Annotated in this window: 5 protein-coding genes; 2 read left to right on the forward strand and 3 right to left on the reverse strand. The window is 47.7% G+C overall.

What is annotated here, in order from left to right:
* Positions 1-181 precede the first annotated feature (181 nt).
* From QUA44_RS16955 to QUA44_RS16965, 3 genes are all read right to left on the reverse strand, one after another.
* Positions 182-3475: an amino acid adenylation domain-containing protein gene (locus tag QUA44_RS16955; RefSeq protein WP_333252689.1), complete on the reverse strand. Its 3294-nt coding sequence runs from the start codon at positions 3473-3475 to the stop codon at positions 182-184.
* A 1-nt stretch (position 3476) separates the two neighbouring features.
* On the reverse strand, positions 3477-8189 hold the full coding sequence (locus QUA44_RS16960) for an amino acid adenylation domain-containing protein (RefSeq protein ID WP_445243678.1): 4713 nt from the start codon (positions 8187-8189) through the stop codon (positions 3477-3479).
* Between the two features lie 315 nt (positions 8190-8504).
* Complete coding sequence (locus QUA44_RS16965; RefSeq protein ID WP_333252685.1) at positions 8505-17225, reverse strand: amino acid adenylation domain-containing protein; 8721 nt, start codon at positions 17223-17225, stop codon at positions 8505-8507.
* A gap of 794 nt (positions 17226-18019) precedes the next feature.
* On the opposite strand from QUA44_RS16965, the gene QUA44_RS16970 reads away from it, so the two are divergent.
* Entirely contained in the window at positions 18020-20812 is a 2793-nt protein-coding gene (locus QUA44_RS16970) for a TonB-dependent receptor domain-containing protein (protein WP_333252680.1), read from the forward strand.
* 296 nt (positions 20813-21108) lie between these two features.
* Positions 21109-22254: a PepSY-associated TM helix domain-containing protein gene (locus tag QUA44_RS16975; protein ID WP_333252678.1), complete on the forward strand. Its 1146-nt coding sequence runs from the start codon at positions 21109-21111 to the stop codon at positions 22252-22254.
* The last annotated feature ends 1 nt before the right edge of the window (position 22255 follow it).

Consider the following 22255-nt stretch of genomic DNA (forward strand, 5'->3'; position numbering starts at 1 on the left):
GGGCTTTTTAAATCTCCTATTCCCCACGCCTTAAGGGAAAAAGGGCTTTTTGTGCTTTTTTTCCAACCCGATATTTACTCATATCATGTCCGATAGATCGCCCATAATACATAGGCCGGGGCGGGTTTTTGAGATTGTTTGTTTTTGGCAAATATTATTGGTGAACCCGCCCCTACAAAAATCAGGGTAATCGACCGGACATGATATCAGTCAGCATCACAGTTTGTGCTGACTCTCCATCACTCTTTTCTAAGAGATCGAGCAATTTATCTATCTGGTTAGAATCGGCATTTGCCAGAATTTCTTCCTCGATTAGTTCAGCTAAATTCTGAATGGTGGGAGCGGCAAAAAAATCGCACAGCGCTAACTCTACCCCAAAGCACGATCGCACTCGCGATATTAACCGTGTTGCCATCAGAGAGTGGCCGCCGAGGTCAAAAAAGCTTTGGTTAGTTCCTACTTTTTCTAGCCCTAAAAGAGCAGTCCAAATCTCAGCAATTTCTTTCTCTGTGGGCGTTTGTGGCTCAGTGAAGGCTGTTTCATCAGAAACGTAATCGCACTTTTGAGATAAGGCGAGGCGGTCAATTTTTCCGTTGGGCGTTAGTGGCAACGCATCTAATAGCACAAAAGCTGAAGGCACCATGTAATCGGGCAGTTTGTGCTTTAAGAATGAACGCAGTTCGGAAATAAGTTCTGGCTGCTGATTTCTGAACTCTGAGTTAGCAACTAGGTAAGCGACTAGGCGTTGACTGCCCGGTGCTTTTTCCTGAAGCAAAACAGCAGCGGTGGACACAGAAGAATGTTGAGAAAGTGCTGCCTCGATTTCTCCTAGTTCGATGCGGAAACCGCGAATTTTTACTTGGCAATCACTACGGCCCAGAAATTCTATATTACCATCCGGCAGGTAACAACCGATATCGCCTGTTTTGAACAAAACTTTTTGATGAGAATTACCGAGAAAATTTAATTTTTCTGGCCCAAACGGATTAGAAATGAATTTCTCCAAGGTTAATTCGGGGCGGTTTAAGTAGCCCTGGGCTAATCCATCGCCGCCGACGTAAATCTCGCCGGGAATTCCTATGGGAACGGGTTGCAAATTGCGATCGAGCAGGTAAATTTGCGTGTTGGCGATCGGGCGACCAATTGTAACTTTCTCGACACAGTGAGTTGCATCGTACCACGTCACATCCGCAGCTACTTCCGAAGAGCCATAAAGATTGATTAATACCCGCTGGGGCATCTGCTCTCGAAATTGCTGGCAAAGTTCCATCGGCAGAGTTTCTCCGCTGCAAATCCAATACTTTAATTGAGGCAAACGCCTGTCTAAATCAGGGAAGGAATCTAAGATGGCGCGCAACAAAGAAGGAACCAAAACCAGTCGCGTTACATTTTGCTTTGATAAGGTTTGAAGGAATTGGTTAATATCTTTGACGGCTCGATCGGGAATAATCACAGTTGGCAACCCATGCAGCAAAGGAGCAAAGATTTCCCAAATTGAATCGACAAAATTTAAGGAAGTTTTTTGACAGCAAATATCTTCTGCGATCAAAGGGTAGGGGTTCCAAAAACAGCGATTGACTGTGCCTCGGTGGGTGCCGAGTACGCCTTTGGGAGTGCCTGTCGAGCCGGAAGTGTAGAGGACGTAAGCGAGGTTTTCAGCTTCCACTTTAACAGCGGGGTTGCGATCGCTCTGGCGGGAAATTTCCTGCCATTCGGCGTCGATACAGACGACTTTTGCGCTGTGTTTGGGGAGGGTTTCTAGGAGGTTTTTTTGAGTCAAAAGCACCGGAACTTTTGCGTCTGCTAGCATGAAGGATCGGCGTTCTTGGGGATAAGCAGGATCGAGAGGAACGTAAGCAGCACCGGCTTTTAAAATGCCCAAAATGGCCACCAGCATTTCCAGCGATCGCTCTAAGCAAATTCCCACCAAAACTTCGGATTTTACACCGAGAGTTTGCAGGTAATGCGCGATTTGATTGGCTTTGGCATTCAATTCGCGGTAAGTCAATTGTTCATTTTTGCAAATTGCAGCCACTGCATCTGGGGTTCGCTCTGTTTGTGCTGCAAATAATTCATGAATTGAGGAATTTTTGGGGTAATCCGCTTGGGTGTCGTTCCACTGGACAAGTAATTGTTGTTGTTCAGCGGCGCTCAATAAGGATAAATTGGATAGTTTTTGGTGAGGATTGGCAGCCATTCCTTCCAGTAAAGTTTGCAGGTGTTTGAGCATCCGCGCGATCGCACTGTCCTCAAAGTAGCTACAATCGAAAATAATTTTCAGCGTCAATTCTGCACCGGGCATCGCCATCACCGTTAGAGGATAATTCGTTGTTTCCAAGGAGCGAATATTCTCTACTTTTAAGTTGTGAATCTTCTCCTGCAAAGAAGCATCCGAGGGATAATTCTCAAAAACGACGAAACTCTCAAATAAAGGTAAACTCCGAGGAACTTCGCTCCACCCCTGCACCTCAACGAGGGGGCTGTACTCATACTGCCGCGCCTCAACTTGTTGCGCTTGGAGTTCTTTCAACCAGGATAAAATAACATCCTGTGGGTTAATTTTTACGCGCACTGGCAAAGGATTTACGAACAGTCCCACTACCGATTCAGCACCAATTAAATCTGGCGATCGCCCGGAAACAACCGTACCAAAAACCACATCTTCCTCGCTGCTATATCGGCTCAAAAGTAGCGCCCAAGCTGCCTGTACGAGGGTATTTAATGTTAGCTGATGCTGCCGCGCTAAGGATTGCAGTGTGGCCGTGGCTGTTGCAGAAAATATCACCTGCTGTTCGCCACTACTTTCTAAACGGTTTCCCGCGACAATATTGCATCGGGCGATCGCAGTTGGATCTGCAAAACCTTTGAGAGTTTGCCGCCAAAATGACTCAGCCGCAGATAAATCTTGCTGGTGCAGCCACGCGATGTAATCCCGATAAGGGCGAGGGCGTTTGAGGTGCAATTCCTCGCCCTGGGAGAAGGCTTGATAAAATGCAAAAACTTCCTCAAGCACGATCGCCAGCGACCACCCATCTAAAACTAAGTGGTGGTGGCTCAAAATAAACTGAAAAGTATCTGTTTCTAACTGCGCCAGTGTAATGCGAATCAAGGGAGCTGATTTCAAGTCAAAGCCCTGATCTCGATCGGCTTTGAGGAATGTTTCTAACTGCTGTTGTTGTTCTGACGCAGAGAGCGATCGCCAGTTTATTTCCTGCCAAGATAATGCAGCCTGCTTACGCACCGCTTGCACGGGTTCTTTCAAATTTTCCCACACGAAACAAGTCCGCAAAATGGGATGTCGCTCTACAACTTTTTGCCAACTATTTCTAAATGCAGAAACATTGAGATCGCCGCGCAAGACGCATAGCAGTTGCCCGAAATATACGCCCGATTCTGGCTGGTAAAGGGAATGAAAGAGAATGCCCTGCTGCGCTGGGGAGAGGGGATAAAAATCTTCGATATTGCCTTTGATCATATTAAAGCTCTCCCAAAATTGCGGTAATGTTATCTAAATCGTCCTGGCTCCACTGGCTCCACTTAAACTCTGCAAAGTCAGAAAAAGTGCAGCCACCAGCGTCGGGTGACAGACAGTATTGAATTAGCGATCGTAGCGATTCTATAAAGCCCGTTGCCAAATTTTCAATGCTTTCTCGTCGGTGAATGTTTTCGCTGTACGTCCAATCTAATTGCAGCTTGCCGCTGGCAATAAATCCGTTAATTTCCAGCAGGTAACGCCGATTTCCGCGCGGGCTGCGAAGGGGGCCACTCGGCTCGGAAGACAGCATTAATAAAGAAGCTTTTGGCAGCACTTGGTCAAACTGTCCGAGATAGTTAAAGCTTACCTCAGCTTGCGGCAAATTCGAGATCTTTTTAGCCGTTTCTTCGTTTAAATATCGCAGGACACCCAAGCCGATGCCGCGATTTGGTACTGCACGTAACTGCTCTTTTACTAATTTGAGGGCAGAGCCTAGATCGGAATGTTTTTCTGAATTTAACAGGACAGGAAAAACTGCTGTAAACCAGCCGATTGTGCGCGACAAATCTACTCCCTCAAATATATCTTCGCGCCCGTGACCTTCTAAGTCAAGTAAAAGTGAGTTATTGCCAGTCCAGCGTGCAAATGCTTGACCTAAAGCAGTTAGCAATACATCGTTAATTTGAGTGCGGTAAACGGCAGGTACTTCTTGTAAGAGGAGTTTTGTTTCTTCAACACTCAAAGCAACGGATACTGTTTTTTCAGATGCAACTAAATTAGCTGCTGTGGGGAAATCTATTGGCAAGCTAGAAGTTGGTTGATGAGAAAGGGCGAACCAGTAATCGAACTCTCCCTGCAATTCGGGCGATCGCGCCCACTCCTGCAAGCGTTCTGCCCACTGCTTAAATGAGGTTGTTTTGGGCGGGAGCGCGACTGTTTTGCCGCGGCTAATCTGGCCATAAGCTGTCTGGAAATCCTCAATTAAAATTCGCCAAGAAACAGCATCAACCGCTAAGTGATGAATGGCCAATAACAAGCGATTTGGCTGATGTTGACCCAAGTCAAATAGGGCAGCGCGAAGTAATGGCCCCTCGGACAAATTCAAACTAATTTGCAACTGAGTGGCAGCATTTTGGAAAGCGGCTTCTCGTTCCTCTGGAGGTAGCGATGACAAATCAATGCAGGTAAACGGAGCAACCTCGTCGGGATTGGCGAGATCCTGCTGCCAGCCAGATTCTCCTCGCACAAAACGCAGGCGCAGCGCGTCGTGGTGCTTCAGCAATTCCTGCAAAACTGACTCAATTAATGCAGGTTCGAGAGGTTGCTGCAACTCTAAAAGCACCGCCTGATTCCAGTGGTGCGGATCGGAGAGATTTTGCTCGAAAAACCATTGCTGAATCGGTGTCAGCGGAACTTCGCCAATGATTAATTCTTGTTCAGTTAAGTTTAATTTGTCTGTATTGACTACGGTGGCTAATTGGGCAATAGTTTGGTATTGAAATAGTTTTTTTGGTGTGAGTCGCAACCCAGCTTGATTGGCTTTAGAAATGACTTGAATGCTGAGGATAGAATCGCCGCCCAATTCAAAGAAATTGTCGTCAATTCCAACTTGTTCTAACCCCAATACTTGCGCCCAAATTTCTGCCAGGATTTTCTCAATAGCCGTGGTGGGCGCGGCGAATGCCTCTTCGAGTTCTGGGCGATCGCGCTCCGGTGCAGGCAGGGCTTTGCGATCGACTTTACCGTTGTTTGTTAAAGGCAGCGCCTCCAGTGTCACAAAAGCAGCAGGTATCATGTATTCAGGCAATTTTTCTTTCAGAAAGCAGCGCAGTTCGTGAATCAGTATTGAATGCTTATTTTGTGCTGCTGAGTTAGCAATTATATAAGCTATCAATCGCTTATCTCCTGGTACATCTTCTCGCACTATAACTACAGCCTGCAACACATCGGAATGCTGTCCTAGTGCTGCTTCAATTTCTCCTAATTCGATGCGGAAACCACGCACTTTTACTTGGTGATCAATTCGTCCCAAGTATTGAATATCGCCATTCGGTAGGTAGCGAGCTAAGTCTCCCGATTTGTACAACTGCGCTTTCAAACTATCATTAAAGGGATTGGAAATAAACCGCTGGGCCGTTAATTCTGGCTGATTGAGATAGCCCCGCGCGACGCCAGCGCCACCAACGTAAATTTCCCCAGGAATGCCGATCGGAACGGGTTGACAGTTGCGATCGAGCAGGTAAACTTGCAAGTCAGGAATTGGACGGCCAATAAGGCTGGCATTTTTACTTAAATCAGCGACAGTCAGCGGCTGATAGGTGACGTGGACTGTGGTTTCTGTAATGCCATACATATTGACAAGTTGGGGATGTCGATCGCCGTGCCGATCGAACCAAGGTTTTAAGCTTTGCAAGTCTAAAGCTTCCCCGCCAAAAATTACTAAGCGCAGGCTTAAATCTTCGCCAATTCCAACAGATTCTTCTGTTTTTATCAACTGGTAAAATGCAGAAGGAGTTTGGTTGAGAACTGTTACCTTTTCTTTGCATAGCAAGTTGTAAAATTCTTGGGGCGATCGGCTGACTGAATAAGGCACGATCGCGAGTCGCCCGCCGTATAGCAAAGCGCCCCAAATTTCCCAGATTGAGAAATCAAAGGCATAAGAGTGAAACAGCGTCCACACATCTTGCTCGTTGAAGTTGTACCACGACTGGGTAGCAGCAAACAGGCGGACGACGTTGGAGTGAGAAACTAAAACGCCTTTGGGGATGCCAGTTGAGCCAGAAGTGTAGATAATATAGGCGAGATTTTCGGCAGTGGTGGCGCTGGCGGGATTTTCTTTGCTGTGTTGGGAGAAAGCACTTTGATCGGCATCGAGACAAACGATTTTGGCGCTGGATTTAGGCAGATTTGGCAACAACTTTTTCTCACTCAGCAGCACATTTACCTGTGCGTCTTCGAGTATAAAAGCAAGGCGATCGCGCGGGTTGGCTGGATCGATCGGAACATAAGCGCCCCCAGCTTTGAGAATACCGAGAATGCCGATAATTGTATCGATCGCTCGCTCGACACAAATTCCCACCAAAACTTCTGGTTTAACGCCCAGGTGCTGCAGGTAATGCGCGAGTTGGTTGGCTCGTTCATTCAGCTCGCGGTAGGTGAGTTTTTGGTCTTCAAATACGACTGCAATGGCATCGGGAGTTCGATCGACCTGCGCTGCAAATAATTGATGAATGCAGCGATCGCTCGAATAATCGGCGCGGGTGTCATTCCACTCTACTAATAACTGATGCCGCTCTTTTTCCCCCAGCAACGGCAACTCTTCAATCCGCCGATCGGGGTTGGCTGCTATGCCCTCCAGCAACGTGAGAAAATGCCCCGCCATCCGCTTGATTGTGGTTGCATCAAATAAATCCGTGCTGTATTCAAACTGACCGCTAATTTCTTCCTGCTTTTCTTCTAAATACAGCGTTAAGTCAACTTTTGCTGTCTGATTCTCAACATCTAAAAGAGTGAGATTGAGTCCGGCGATTGATTCCGCAGCAACAGGTGCAGTTTGCAAAACAAAAGCCACTTGAAACAGCGGATTGTAGCTCAAATTTCGATCGGGTTGCAACTCTTCAACCAGTTTCTCAAACGGCAAATCCTGGTGAGCGTAAGCTTCCAAACTCACATCCCGAATGCGATCGAGCAACTGCCGAAAAGTGCGATCGCCTGACAAATCAGTTCGCAATACCAAAGTATTGACAAAAAACCCGATTAGCCCTTGAATTTCCGCTCTGTTGCGGTTGGCGATGGGAGAACCAACGGGGATATCTGCCTGTCCTGTATAGCGATAGAGCAACGTTTTAAAGGCTGCTAACAGGGTCATAAACAGGGTGGCATTTTCCTGGCGGCTGAGCTTTTTGAGGGCTGCCGTTAGCGTTTTCGGGATGAGCAATGATTCTTTCGCGCCCCGATAGGTTTGCACGGGGGGACGGGGGCGATCGGCTGGCAATTCCAGCAAGGGGGGAGCGCCACTGAGCTGCTTTTTCCAGTAGTTAAGTTGAGTTTGCAAGCGTGAAGCGAAGCTATCCCCCACGGAATCGCCCGCCAGCCATTCCCGCTGCCAAATAGCAAAATCGGCGTACTGGATGGGAAGTTCGGGAAGTGGGGATGGTTTGCCAATCGAAAACGCTTCATAAAGTGCTGCTAATTCTTGCAGAAAGACTCCGATTGACCAGCCATCAAAAATAATGTGGTGCAGCGTCAGCAGCAAGACATATTCCTCAGCATCTAACTGTAGCAAATTAGCTCGCAACAGCGGCCCTTTGGTGAGGTCAAAAGGTTTGCTAGCTTCTGCTGCTGCCAGTTTTTTGACTTCCGCTTCTCGTTGAATTTCGGACAATTTTTGCAAGTCTAAAAGTTGCAGTCCGAAATTAAAATTTTCACCAACCACCTGCACAGGTTGACCGTCTACAGTGGCAAATGTCGTTCGCAAAGCTTCGTGACGGCGCACAATTTCCTTGAAACTTCGTTCTAGCACTACTACATTTAGCCTGCCTTTCAGTAACACAGCCGCCGGAAGGTTGTAAAAAGGGTTTCCCGGTTCAAATTGGTCAATAAACCACAGTCTTTGCTGGGCAAAAGAGGTGGGAAATGCAAATACTTCTTCTTCGGAAGTATTCGCAGAGTCGCGAGTATCTGTTGGAGGTTTTTCGGAAAAATGCACCGTCATGGGATTAGTAGCTGGTAATTGGTAATTGGGATTGCAGCAGATATTTAGGGATTGATTATGAGGTAATATCATGTCCGTTCGAGCAACCGCGATTTTTGTAGGGGCGGGTTCACCAACAATACCTGCCAATAATTGACCATCTCGTAAACCCGCCCCGACCGGGATATTATGGTCGATCGAACGGACATGAGGTAATATCTTGGGCGGGGCGGGTTTACGAGATTTATCGTTTTTAGTAAAGATATTGGCGAACCCGCCCCTACAGGAATAATGGTCAATCGAACGGACATGATATGACTCATCACTGAATTGTGGTTAGCGCAAAGATGACAGTGACCTGCGGTACGCCGATCGCGAAACGGGAACGATCGCGGGTTCTTCAACGACCGCATTTTGGTTTTTGGCTTCAGCAATCTTTTCTGCAAGTACGGCGAGCGATCGCCCTGCAAAAATATCGCACAAAGGCAACTCTATCTGACAACATTCTCGTATCTTTGCTGCTAATTGAATTGCCAGCAGCGAATTTCCTCCTAGTTCAAAAAAGTTATCGGTAATACTTAACTGCTCAATGCCGAGAACCTCACAGCAAATTCTCGCTAACATTTCCTCAATAGGAGTGCGAGGCGCGACAAAATTCTTGGCTTCTGGAATTGCAGCATCCGGTTCGGGCAGAGCCTTACGGTTAACTTTGCCGTTCGCCGAAAGTGGCAGCGCGTCCAGAATTATCAATGCAGACGGCACCATATAATCGGGCAGTTTTTCTCTCAGGAATTGGCGCAATTCTTCAGTCGCAAGGACAGCATTTTGTTGGGGAACAATATACCCTACTAAGCGCTTTTGACTGTGATTTTCTCCGAATGCGGTGACAATGGATGCTTTGACTGCTGGGTGCTCGTTCAAAGCAGCTTCAATTTCTCCTGCTTCGATGCGAAATCCTCGAATTTTAAGGCGGAAATCTTCTCGCCCTAAAAATTCGATGTTGCCGTCAGGGAGGAAGCGCCCTAAATCTCCCGTTCGGTACAAGCGATCGCCCGTGACGGGGTGCGTGACGCAACTGGCGCGAGTTTTTTCTTCATTCCGCCAGTATCCTTTTGTCAGCCCAACTCCGGCACAGCACATCTCGCCGGCAACCCAGACGGGACAGTCTTCTAGCCTTTCATTCAAAATGTAATAGCGTGTATTGGCGATCGGCGATCCGTAGGGAATGCTCTTCCAAGAAGAATCAACAGTTTCTACCGGATACCAAATATTCCAAAGGGTAGTTTCGGTTGGCCCGCCGACACTGACAACGCGACATTCTTTGACGATCGCCCTTAACCTCTCAGGGAGTGTTACTGGAATCCAATCTCCGCCGAGAAACGCCCAGCGCAAGCACTCCGGCAACACCTCAGAACGTCCGCCAGCGTAATCGAGCAGCATTTCCATCATCGGGGGAACCGAGTTCCAAATGGTGACGCGCTCTTTTACCATCAATTCTGTCCAGTGAGCGGGGTCTAGCCGTTGTGCGGCATCGGGAATGACGATCGCACCCCCGGCTGCTAGGATGCCGAAAATATCGTAAACGGACATATCGTGGTGCAGTGCGGTGACTGCGATCGCGCGATCGCACTCGACCACATTAAATACTTGGTTCGTTTGAGCGATCGCATTGACTACACCTCGGTGGGCGATCGCCACGCCTTTCGGCAAGCCAGTTGAGCCGGAAGTATAAATCACATAGGCTAAATCTTCCGCTTCCTGCACTGACTCCAAAGCTTCACCGCTTTCTGTTGCTAATTCCTCAGTATCAAGACAAATTCGCCACACATTTTCCGGCCATTCCAAGCGTTGATTTAACTGAGATTGCGTCAAAACAATCTCAACTTCACCATTGTCCAGCACATACCAAAGCCGCTCTTTTGGCAGCGCCGCATCTACGGGTAAATAAGCAGCTCCAGAGGCTAGAATTCCCAAGACAGCGACGACTTGCTCCCATCCTTTCTCCATGACGACGGCAACCAATTGATTAGGGCGAACTCCGAGATTTCGCAAGCGATGAGCGACTTGATTCGATCGCCGGTATAGTTCCTCGTAGGTGAGGGTACGATCGCGCGTAATGACAGCGGGTTCGTGCGATCGCGACGCGACTTTCTCAGCAAACAATTCGTGCAGCAATCCATCGGGAATGGGTGCATCAATACCGTTAGTAAAAGCTTGCTGAAACTGCACCGTTTTCTGCCAAGTTTCCTCTTCATTCGCGAGGCTTTGCAATAGGCGACAGTAGGCATCAAACATCTCATCGATCAGTCCTGGCGGGAAGAGTTCTTCCACCGCATCCCAGCTAAAAGACAGCCCCTGGGCAGTTTCGGTAAATTGCGCGTCGATCCAAACTTGCGGAGTTTGACCGATAATGTGCACCAATTCTCCCAATTCTTGAATGAGAGAGAAGATAGAAGTATCTTCCCCTGGCGCGTTTTGCGGATCGATCGTAAACACGACCGGCATCAACGCTGCCGTTGTACCTTGCGCTTGGGCGAGTTCTCGCAAAACGCGCACACCGCTGACATATTGGTGCTCTAAATCTTGCCAAAGCTGTTCTTGCAGTCGCTTGGCTCGTACTTCAAAACTTTCTTGCTTGGAGTTATCTATTTCTAGCAGAGTAAATGAGGCAAATTCTCCAATAATCTCCTCAACTTGAGAATGCAGAGGAAGGCGATTAAAGCGCGGCACGTTGAGGGTAAACCGAGGTGTTTTGCTCCACAGGGAAAGCACCTCCGCATAGGCGGCGAGCAATAAACCCGTAGGAGTGAGGCTGGCGCGAGCTATGCGCGTTTTGAGTCGCTGCCAAGTTGAGAAATCTAAGCGATCGCTCCAGCGTTTAAATCGCGGCTGTGTTAAGGAATTCGGGTGTTTAGCGAGGGGCAATTCCGGCGCTGGTGGCAGGGTTTTGAGACGAGTTCGCCAGTAATCTAAGGATTGCTGGTAAAGTGGGGATTTTTCTAAGGCGATCGTGGTTAACACGCAGTCGCGGAAAGAAAGTTGCAAGGGGGCGATCGCAGTATGGGGATTGCGGTAAAACTTTACCAAATCGCCAAACAAAATTTGAAAACTCCAACCGTCTATGCACAAAGCGTCAATACTGATGTGGAGCCTGGTGCGGCGTTTATTAATTTTGGAAGCGCAAATCTCGAACAGCGGCCAGCGATCGAGCGGCAGCACTTGGTGAGAAAGGCGATCGCGGATTGCTTCGAGTTGTTCGCCGGCAACTTTTGAATCGATCGATCGCAAATCCAAAACCTCAATTTTATAAGCGGGTACCTTTTCCAGAATTTGCTGCTGTCCATTCGGAAGGACGATCGCCCGCAGCATATCGTGACGCTCTACAACTCGCTCCCACGCGAGGCTAAACCGCTCTAAATCTAACTCGTCGCTCTCAATTTCTACATAACCGTGAATCGCAACATTGCCCATTTCAAAGAAGCTATTTCTCCCGATCCAGTACGCCTGCTGCATTTCGTTGAGCGGAAAGGGTTGGTAGCGATTTTGAGCATCGGGGGCGATCGCGGGCAGTGAAATCAGGGGTTCGGGCGACTGCTGGCTCTGAGCTTGTGCGATCGCAACTGCCAAACTGGCGACAGTGGGGGATTGAAACAGACAGCGCAACGATAGCTCAACTTGAAAGCGATCGCGCACCTTGGCAATTAGTTGAGTTGCTAACAAAGAGTGACCTCCCAACTCAAAGAAATTGTCATTGATTCCCACCTGTTTTAAACCCAGAACCTCCGCCCAAATATCAGCTAATACTTGTTCTTCTAAAGTCTGAGGAGCGATAAAATCCGCATCTGAACTGTTAGTTTCCGGTGCGGGAAGTGCCTTAAAATCTACCTTGCCGTTTGGTGTCAGTGGCATCGCTTCTAAAAACATGAAACTGGCAGGAACCATATAATCGGGCAGTTTTTTCTGGAGAAAAGAGCGCAGATTTTTAATCCGTGCAGAGTTGTCAATGCTGACTGCTGAATTTAAAACGAGGTAGGCGATTAAGCGCTTTCCGGCTGAATCTTCGTCACGCGCCAAAATGACGGCTTCTTGCACGTCTGGATGTTGGCTGAGCGTGGATTCAATTTCTCCCAACTCTATGCGAAAACCGCGAATTTTTACTTGGCGATCGGTGCGATCGAGAAATACTAAATTCCCATCGGGGAGATATCGGACTAAATCGCCTGTTTTGTAAAGGCGATCGCCTTGCACTTTGCTAAAAAGATCGGGAATAAATTTTTCTCGATTCAACTCTGAACGGTTGATATATCCTCTCGCAACCCCTGCACCCCCGATATAAAGTTCGCCGGGAACTCCGATCGGAACAGGTTGCAAATTAGCATCGAGTACATAGGTGCGGGCATTTGGAATTGGACGACCAATCGGCAGAGATTTTGCAGTAGAAATATTTGCTGATAACTGGCACCACGTCGCGGAAATCGTTGTTTCTGTGGGGCCATAAGCATTAACAAGCCGCACTTTTTCTGATACGCACTTTTGCCACCGATCTAGCGACGCTGGAAGCGCTGCTTCTCCACCAATAATTGTCAAGCGCACTGACGGGGGAAATTCTTGGGTTTTGGTACTGAGCATGGCTGTGAATTCGTGCCAGTAAGCTGTCGGCAAATTCAGGACGGTGATTTCCCACTCCCGGCACTTTTGTAGGAAGGAAGAAATACTGTCTGACATGGAATTTTCGCGCAGTACCAGAGTTGCGCCTCGCGTTAAACAGGGATAAATTTCTTCAGCACTGACATCGAAGCTGAGGGAAGCAAATTGAAGAATGCGATCGTTCGCTTCAATGCCATATTCGACACTTGCAGCCTGCGTATAATTCGCCAAAGAGTGATGCTGCACCATAACCCCTTTTGGCTTGCCAGTAGACCCGGATGTATAGATGATATAAGCGAGGTTTTCTGGCCCAACGGCGCTATCAGGATTTGACTGATGTTGTTGAGAAATTCTCTCCCATTCTGCATCCAAGCAAATCACAGTAATCTTCTGCGCTGGTAAGTTTGCTGCTAATTGCGTTTGCGTTAGCAGTACCTGAACTCCCGCGTCTTCTAACATAAAATTAAGACGTTCTTTGGAATAATTGGGATCGAGAGGTAAATAAGCGCCACCTGCTTTTAATACGCCTAAGATTGCGACGATCGCATCGAGCGATCGATCCATATAAACGCCGACAATCGCATCTGGTTTTACGCCTAAAGAGAGCAAGTAATGGGCAAGTTGATTCGCGCGATTATTGAGTTCTCTGTATGTAAAACTTTGACATTCAAATTGCACCGCAACAGCATCAGGGTTTTTCGCAGCCTGCACTTCAAACAAACGGTGAACGCACCCATTTTGGGAGTAATTTATCCCAGTATTATTCCACTCAAATAGAAGTTGATGGCGTTCTGCTTCTGCAAGCATGGGCAAATCTGACAGTCGTGCGGAAGAATTGGCAACGATACTTTCTAATAAGTTCTGAAAGTGTCCTGCCATTCGCGCAATAGTGGTCGGTGAAAATAAGTCTATGCTGTATTCAAACCACCCTCTAATACCTGTTGCTGTCGTTTCTAATTCCAGCGTTAAATCGAAATTTGCTGTGCCGCTGTGAATCTGTTGGCAGTTCAGGCTTAAACCCGGCAATTCTAAGGCGAATTCAGAGGCATTTTGAAAGGCAAACATCACCTGGAATAAAGGCGAGTGACTTAAATCTCGATTCGGCTGCAATTCTTCTACCAACTTCTCAAACGGTACATCTTGATGCGCGTAAGCGCCTAATGCAACCTCTCGCACTCGACTCAGCAACTCTCGAAAAGTGGGATTTCCATTTAAGTCAGTCCGCAGGACTAAAGTATTGACAAAAAATCCAATCAATGATTCGGTTTCGCTGCTGTTGCGGTTGGCAATTGGTGAACCGACGAGGATATCTTCTTGTCCCGTGTAGCGGTAAAGCAGTGTTTTGAATGCTGCCAGCAATGTCATAAATACAGTAGTTTTTTCGCGGTGACTCAATTGCCTAATTGCCTCGGTTAACTGCTCTGGTAATTCAAATAATTGCCGATCTCCCTTGTAACTTTGAACAGCGGGACGAGAAAAGTCTGTTGGTAAATTTAGAACTGCTGTGCTGCCACTTAACTGCTGCTTCCAGTAAGTAAGTTGAGTTTCTAATATTTCTCCCTGCATTTGTTGGCGCTGCCAAGTTGCAAAGTCTGCATACTGAATTGGCAGCGGTGGAATCGCGACTAAATTCTTATTAGATAATTCTTCATAAAATGCAGCTATTTCCCGTAAAAATACGCCCAAAGACCACCCGTCAAAAATGATATGATGGGCGGACAAGAGCAGGGTATGTTCCATTTCAGATAGGCGCAGAAGTTTGGCGCGGAGCAGATTTGGCTGAGTCAAATCAAAGGGCGATTGTGCTTCTTGCACCGACAGTTCTTGCGCTGCTTTTTCGCGTTTCTCCGGGGAGCGATCGCTCAAATCTATCAGCGGCAATGGGAAACTTTTTGCATCAAAAATAACTTGTACTTGGGCTTTTTCTCCACCAGCAAAAGCAGTTCTTAAAATCTCGTGTCGCCCGATAATTTTATCAATACTTTGTCTGAGCGTTTCTGCATTAAGTTGTCCTGTAATCCGAACTGCACCGCAGAGGTTATAGAAGGGGTTTCCTGGTTCCAATTGGTCGAAGAACCACAAGCGCTCTTGGGCAAAAGACAGGGGAAGATGGCGCGATCGAGAAACTGGCTTAATGACGACTGCCTTGGTATTTCCTGTTAGCTGCTCTCGAATTTTCTCTGCTAGTTGAGCAATGCTCCTATCCTCAAACAAATCGGCAACCGATACAGTAACACCCAAGTCACTCTCAATTTGATTTTTTAACTCAAAAATTCTTAAAGAATCTAGTCCAAAGCTACTGAGTGGTCGATCGATAATATTTTGTGTTTTCCCGCTGGCACTGAAGTGGGTTGAAGATTCCTCTTCAGTAGGCTTTAGCTCACATCTTGCACCATTCTCAATTACTTTTTTAGGAACAGGCAAGATGCCTGTTCCACAAGAAAACTCATTCTTTGTGGAACGGGCATCTTGCCCGTTCTTGACAATGGTGCAAGATATCAGTTTTAGCCGACTTTGGCTATTAGCCGGGGAATTCATTCCCCGGCGGTTTACCTGCTGCCAAAGATAAGCCTCAAGCAGCGATTGCTGTTGTTCTGACTCGGCTGTCAGCAGATTTTCTCGCGTGAGGCGATTCTCTATTTCAACAAAATCAGATATCTCTAAAATGCTACTCGCGACAACTTCCAATTTGTTAGCTAGAAAGTCAGCATAGGCGGCGCGACGTTGAATTTTACCGCTGGTCGTTTTCGGAATGCTTCCGGGCTTAATCAGCACTACTCCATAAACTTGCACTTCATATTCTTGAGCAATGCGGGATCGGATGGCGCTGATAATTTCCTCGGCATTATCCGGCGCTTTTCGAGATTGTAATTCTGGCACGATAACGAGCTGTTCTTCGCCTGCAACTTCCACTGAGAATGCTGCGATCGCCCCTAGCCGCAAACTGGGATGGCTCCGTTCTGCTGTTCTTTCTAGATCTTGGGGATAAAGATTGCGACCTCGGATGATAATCAAATCTTTGAGTCGCCCTGTAATAAACAGTTCTCGATCACGCAAAAAGCCTAAATCTCCGGTTCGCAAAAATGGCCCTTCGCGGGTATCTGAAAGATATGCTTGAAAGGTTTTTTCTGTCTCTTCTGGGCGATTCCAATAGCCTCGCGCAACTGTTTCGCCAGCTACCCAAATTTCTCCGACTTCCTGCGGCTGGCATTGCGTCAGAGATTCGGGATTGACGATCGCAACTTTAGTCCCAAATTCAGGGAAACCGCAGCCGACTAAAGTTCGCGCGCCCCCTTCGCCTTCCAAAACTTCTACAATATGATTATTTTCCAGCGCCCCAGCATCAACAGCTAAGAAAGTCGGTGTTGTCCCGCTGCGAACCGTGGCAATTTTTAGCGTGGTTTCTGCCATTCCGTAAGCAGGACAAAAGGCATCCGCGTGAAAACCGCAGGGTTCAAAAGCTTTGGTAAATCGCTCTAGGGTTTCTTTGTGGATGGGTTCTGCGCCGTTATAGGCGACGCGCCAACTACTCAAATCGAGCGTTTTTTGGCGATCCAAGATTTTGCTGATTTTGCTAGCGCACAAGTCGTAAGCAAAATTTGGCCCGCCGCTGTGGGTAGCTTTGTAGTGTGAAATCGCTTCCAACCAGCACATCGGGTTCTGAATAAACGCGGCTGGCGGCATGAAGTAAGAGGGAATTCCCAGATACAAAGGTTTGAGCAATCCGTCAATTAACCCCATGTCGTGAAAGGGTGGGAGCCACGTTACCGCAACGCTTTCTGCATCGTGGTTAAAGCCTCGATGAATGTATTCGATGTTGTACAAAACGTTTGCGTGGCTCACCATTACGCCTTTGGGGGTGGAGGTTGAGCCGGAAGTGTACTGAAGATAAGCCACGGAGTCGGGATGGATGGGTGGCTGCTGCCATTTTTCGCCGTCATCGCAAAGCACCTCTGCACTCAGCCAGTGTATCGCTTTAAGTTCCGGGGCTTGCTCGCACAGTTGCTCTAAATTTTCCAGGTGTCGTGTGGGAGCGATCGCAACTGTTGCTCCTGCGTCTTTGACGATCGCACTAATTTTCCCTAAATTCCGCTTCAGCTTCGGCGGATAGAGGGGAACGGCGATCACTTTGGCGTACAAACATCCAAAAAAGGCGGCGAGATAGTCCAATCCTGGTGGGAAAAGCAGTAAGGCTCGTTCGCCAGTCAGCCCCAATGTCTGAAGTCGCACGGCCTGCGATCGGGCGATCGCGTCTAACTCTCGATAAGTCAAACTGGCGGTTTCAGTTTTTCCGTCTAACAGAAATGTATATTTCTGCTCTGGTTGGTGTAACGCTCTGTTTTGTAGGAGTTCTACTAAATTGGTACAACTTTCGGTGAGTTGGTTTCCCTTAATGCTTGCGTCACTCATCGATTCTTTTCACCTAATAAATCTTGTTTGCAGTACGCCAACCAGTTCCGCCAAATTCTTGCCACATAGACTTTCTGTGAACAGTTGTCAGGCGTTACGAGTCTCCCATCAGCGCGTTTTAGTCTTCAATTCGGGTGATTAGCGCTTGTTTTCACGTTTTGTGGTCGATCGCGCTGTTCGGCAATGGCTCCGGGGCGATTTTCAGTCCGAGCCAGCTTCGAGATCGGCTTCAGAGGCTTTACGGCTATCGACTTTTAGCATAGTAAGCTAGATGATATCTATTGTCAAGAGTAGTTGAGATATTTTCTTAACTCCTCTCATTTCCTATATGACAATTTTTCTAACTCTTGCCATAGCATTTTAGGCGGTCGTTTGTCTGGCCCTGACAAGCAACCATAATAGGCAAGTGGTGTCCAACTAGATAGAGGGGTGAGACCCCCTATCTTGAAATGCAATAAATTTTTATTAGTTAACTCTTGACAGATGCAAGTGCTCCGTTATCTAATTAAGGCACTTTCTCATTAAGCGCCCAGCGACTACTTCCTTTAAGCGAGGAAAATGCCCACCGTGGGCGATCGTCCAGAGCGCCACCGGACTGAGGCGTTTGCCCTCACGCACCTGCTGTATTCCCAGACAAAGGCCGCTAGCGACGGGAGAATCGGCTCAAACTGCGCCCGACAATTGGGCCGGATCTTCCGCAGGTCAGTTTCGAGAGGCACAGAAGACACAAATCATGTTGTGCAAGCAACGCCAACCACATATCCGAAGTTCCATTAATTGTTGATTAAAGAGTAATGAACAGATCGCAGAAATTATTAAGCAGCCTCGGGCTGGCAGGAGTGGTGCCAGCGTTAATCGCTCAGTCGGCGTGCGCTTCCACCATCGCGCAGGTGACGGCAGTTCGCCTCAACCCCACGTCAGAAGGCATCGAAATCATCCTAGACACTGAAGATGGAAGACCCCTGCAAGTCTTCAGCACCAGCTTTGGCGAAACTTTACAAGTTGATGTCATCACCGCTCAACTGCGATTATCGGGGGGAAATGAGTTTCGTCAAGACAAACCGGCTGCCGGAATTGCTTCTGTCACCGTTACTCCTTTAGATAACAACAGCATCCGCATCAAAGTGATTGGCGAGAGGGGTCAACCAGTGGCACGGGTGATTCCTAATGCTGCGGGTCTGATTCTGGGCTTAAAACCCAGCTCGGAGATGACTGCTCGCCCGCCTGCACCGGCTCCTACAACACAGCGGCCAGGGACACCCGCAGCACCCTTACCACCGACAGGGCAGCCAGTAGAGATACCCGCAGAACCTTTACCACCAACAGCGCAGCCGCCAGGAACGCCCGGAGAATCCTTACCGCCCACAGCGCAGCCGCCAGGAACGCCCGGAGAATCCTTTCCACCGACAGCGCAGCCACCAGGAATGCCCGGAGAACCCTTGCCGCCGACAGCGCAGCCACCAGGAACACCGACACAGCCACCCGCTATAACGCCACAGGTAGGGAGAGACGCGATTGAAATCGTCGTCACTGCAACGCGAACCGCAGAAAGAGTGACGAACGTGCCGCGCTCTATAACAGTGGTAGACTCAGAAGAACTTCAGCAGCAGGTAGGGCAATCGAGAAATATCGGGGAAGCTCTGGCAAATCAGGTTCCCGGTTTCGCGCCTCCGACTCAACAAACTAGCACTTATGGACAAACTTTGCGGGGGCGCGACGTTTCCGTTCTGATTGACGGCGTGCCGCAAACAACCAATCTTCAATCTTTTGGCAGAGAATTTAGAAACATCGATCCCAGTGCGATCGAACGCATTGAGGTAGTGCGGGGGTCTACCGCAATCTACGGTGCTCAGGCTACGGGTGGCGTGATTAATATTATTACTCGCCGGCCAACTGAGGAAAGGCTAACTGCTGTTACTGAAGTGGGTGTCGGTAGCGCTTTAACAAATACAGAAGATGCTCTAAGCTTTAACGCTCAGCAGACGATTTCTGGTCGAAGTGGCAATTTCGATTTCACCGGCACTGTCTCGATCGCCAGAAGTGGAGCTTTTTACGATGCCAAAGGCGATCGTATTCCCTTTTTTGAACTCGGCGGAGATAGCAGCACCCTCTTCAACGTGATGGGCAAAGTCGGGGTAGATTTGGACAGCCAACAGCGGCTGCAACTAACTGTCAATCACTATCGGGAAACCCAAGATCCCAATGTGATCCCAGACTTTAGCATTGACGATCGGGAAGGACGGCAAAAAGCTCGCGCCATCCGCACCGGAAATTTGGATATCGACGGGGAAACACCGGGAAATAAAAGTACACAGCTCAACCTAAGTTACACCAACCAAAACCTTTTTGGCAGCAGCCTTCAAAGTCAAATCTACTATCGAACTAATTCCAATGTAAGTGTTCCCTCTGATTTTCGCACATCCGATTTCTTTGGTCCGTTTGTCGGCGTTGCTCGATCGCGAGGCGAGAACGAACAGATAGGAGGTAGATTGGCGATCGTCACTCCTTTATCCCGTGCCGAAAATCTGCGATTAACTTGGGGTTCTGACTATGTTACTGAAGATAGCAGACAGCGTTTCGACCTGTACGACCCGGAGAGATTTGACACAAGTGGCGGCCGGGTTTACCGGAAAATCTCCGAGCGTCCTTTCGTTCCTCCTTACACTTACAACAGCCTTGGCTTTTTCGGTCAAATGGAATGGAATATTGACGATATCGTCATTTTAAGTGGTGGGATACGTCACGAACGCCTCGGGTTAAACGTCAATGATTATACCACTTTTAATGAGCGCCAGATCGAAGGAGGCGATCGCAAATTTAACGCCACCCTATTTAATACAGGGGCGGTCTATAAAATTACTGACAACTTTAACGTATTTGGCAACTTTTCTCAAGGTTTCTCAGTTCCAGATTTCGGCCGCATCCTCCGCCAACCCCCCGACGATTTTGTCGGAATTGAGTCTTCGTTAGAAGTAACTCAACCGCAAAAAGTCAACAACTACGAAATTGGCATTCGAGGAGGCTGGCAATCCGTGCAAATGTCGCTTGCCGCTTTTTACAATACCTCCGATCTAGGAGTACGTTTTGAACCAGTTGGCAACACAGGCCGCCTGGAACTAAAGCGCGCCCCAGAACGTATTTACGGCTTAGAAGGGACTGTGGATTGGCAACCTGCACGAGAATGGTCGATCGGCGGGACTGCTACTTATATTCAAGGCGAATATGAGGAAGAAAAGCGTTACCTCGCCCTCGATAGCAGCCGAATTCCACCGCTCAAGCTAACAGCTTATGTTCAAAACGAAACTTTGCCGGGATGGAACAATCGGTTACAGTTATTATATTCTGGAAATCGCGATCAAGCCTTCAAAGACGGCTCGGATGGTGGGCCGATTAGCAGCTATCTCACACTGGATTACGTCAGCGCGGTTAAAATTGGATCGGGGCTGCTACAAGTCAAAGTCGAGAATTTATTGAATAATCAATATTTTCCCGTGATATCCCAATACTCCGCTGGATTTGGATCGGACAGCGTTAATTATGCAGGGAGAGGTTTGACTCTCAGTGTTAATTACCGCCTTAACTGGTAATTACAGATTGCAGGTTTATGAGGTAGATTCAATATCTCCTGTAGGGACACTCCAAGAACCCATTGGTGTCAATTTAAGCTGTTAGTCCGCTAGTCCTCGCGCCCACCCGCTAGTCCGCCAGGGGTTGAAACCCCTGTCTAATAGCTAAAGTCCTCTCAAGAGGACTAAGGAGTTGAAAAGTGTTTTTCTCAGTCCTCTTAAGAGGACTTTAGCTTTGAGACAGGGAATTCATTCCCTGTCGGACTATGGGTTTTACCTTAATTGGAACAGTTAACGGCTTCGAGGAAAATTTCGAGATGAATTTCCGCAAACTCGCATTCAAACTGCACTTGTATTTGGGATTGGTGGTAGGAATATTTTTAGCAGTAATTGCTTTAACGGGTAGCTTGCTGGTTTTTAGTCCAGAAATCGAGCGGTTATTCAATCCCCAACTCCTGCAAGTAATTCCTCAAGCCGAACGGATACCGCTGGAAAAGGTCCTGCAAGTTGTCGAAAAAGCTTATCCGCAAAATCAGGCTCTTAGTATCTTGCTGCCGCGCTCGGCGAAGGAAGTTTGCCAAGTTTCGATGCTTTCAAAGAGTGAGGAAGTAGTTAACGTTTATGTCAATCCTTACAGCGGACAAATTACGGGTACGCACTTTGAAAAAGAAACTTTTACAGGTTTTATTTTTACGTTACACGCGGAATTAGCTGGAGGAGAATTCGGTCATTTTGTTGTGGGTATTTGCGGTTTAGTAATGCTAGGAATAACTTTTACTGGCTTGGCATTGTGGACGGGTTGGCGTAATTTGGGTCGCGGATTTTCTATTAATTGGAAAGCTCACTGGCAGCGGACTGTCTTTGATTTACATAACGTTTCTGGGATTGTATCGGTCGCTTTTCTAATCCTCATTTCTGCTACAGGGACAGCGATGATTTTTTACGTACCGGTTGAATCTACTCTGTATTGGCTAACCAATGAAAAGCCCCAGCCAGCATTGACTTCTCATCCCAACTCTAGCAGTTCGAGGCAAAAACTTGATGAAATATTACAGCAAGTGAGTATTGTTTGGCCGGAAGCTAAAACCACTTTTATTTCTTTGCCTTTGACACCTGAAGCAACTTTTAAAGTAAGGAAAAAATTTCCTAATGACCCGCACCCAAACGGGATTAGCACGATTTCTATCGACCAATACAGTGGCGAAATATTGCAGGCTGATAGTGTAAATTCGGCTTCTGTCGCAAATCGAATTCTCAACTCGCTTTATCCGCTACATATTGGCAGCTATGGCGGAATTTACTTGCGGCTGGTAAATGCGATCGCAGGATTAGCACCCATCGTACTGTTTATGACGGGCGCAATGATGTGGCGGCAGCGGCATTTGGCGAAATTTTACCGCAAGGAGGCGAGGCAGCAATATGAAGAATTATCTCCACTTAGTCAACAATGGCCTTGGTTTTGAT

The sequence above is a fragment of the Microcoleus sp. N9_A2 genome (assembly GCF_036701775.1).
Lineage (GTDB): Bacteria > Cyanobacteriota > Cyanobacteriia > Cyanobacteriales > Microcoleaceae > Microcoleus.

What these genes read in the sequence shown, in the direction of transcription:
- QUA44_RS16955 (WP_333252689.1), bottom strand. Translation starts at nt 3,475, where the DNA reads ATGATCAAAGGCAATATCGAAGATTTTTATCCCCTCTCCCCAGCGCAG.
- QUA44_RS16960 (WP_445243678.1), bottom strand. Translation starts at nt 8,189, where the DNA reads ATGACGGTGCATTTTTCCGAAAAACCTCCAACAGATACTCGCGACTCT.
- QUA44_RS16965 (WP_333252685.1), bottom strand. Translation starts at nt 17,225, where the DNA reads ATGAGTGACGCAAGCATTAAGGGAAACCAACTCACCGAAAGTTGTACC.
- QUA44_RS16970 (WP_333252680.1), top strand. Translation starts at nt 18,020, where the DNA reads ATGAACAGATCGCAGAAATTATTAAGCAGCCTCGGGCTGGCAGGAGTG.
- QUA44_RS16975 (WP_333252678.1), top strand. Translation starts at nt 21,109, where the DNA reads ATGAATTTCCGCAAACTCGCATTCAAACTGCACTTGTATTTGGGATTG.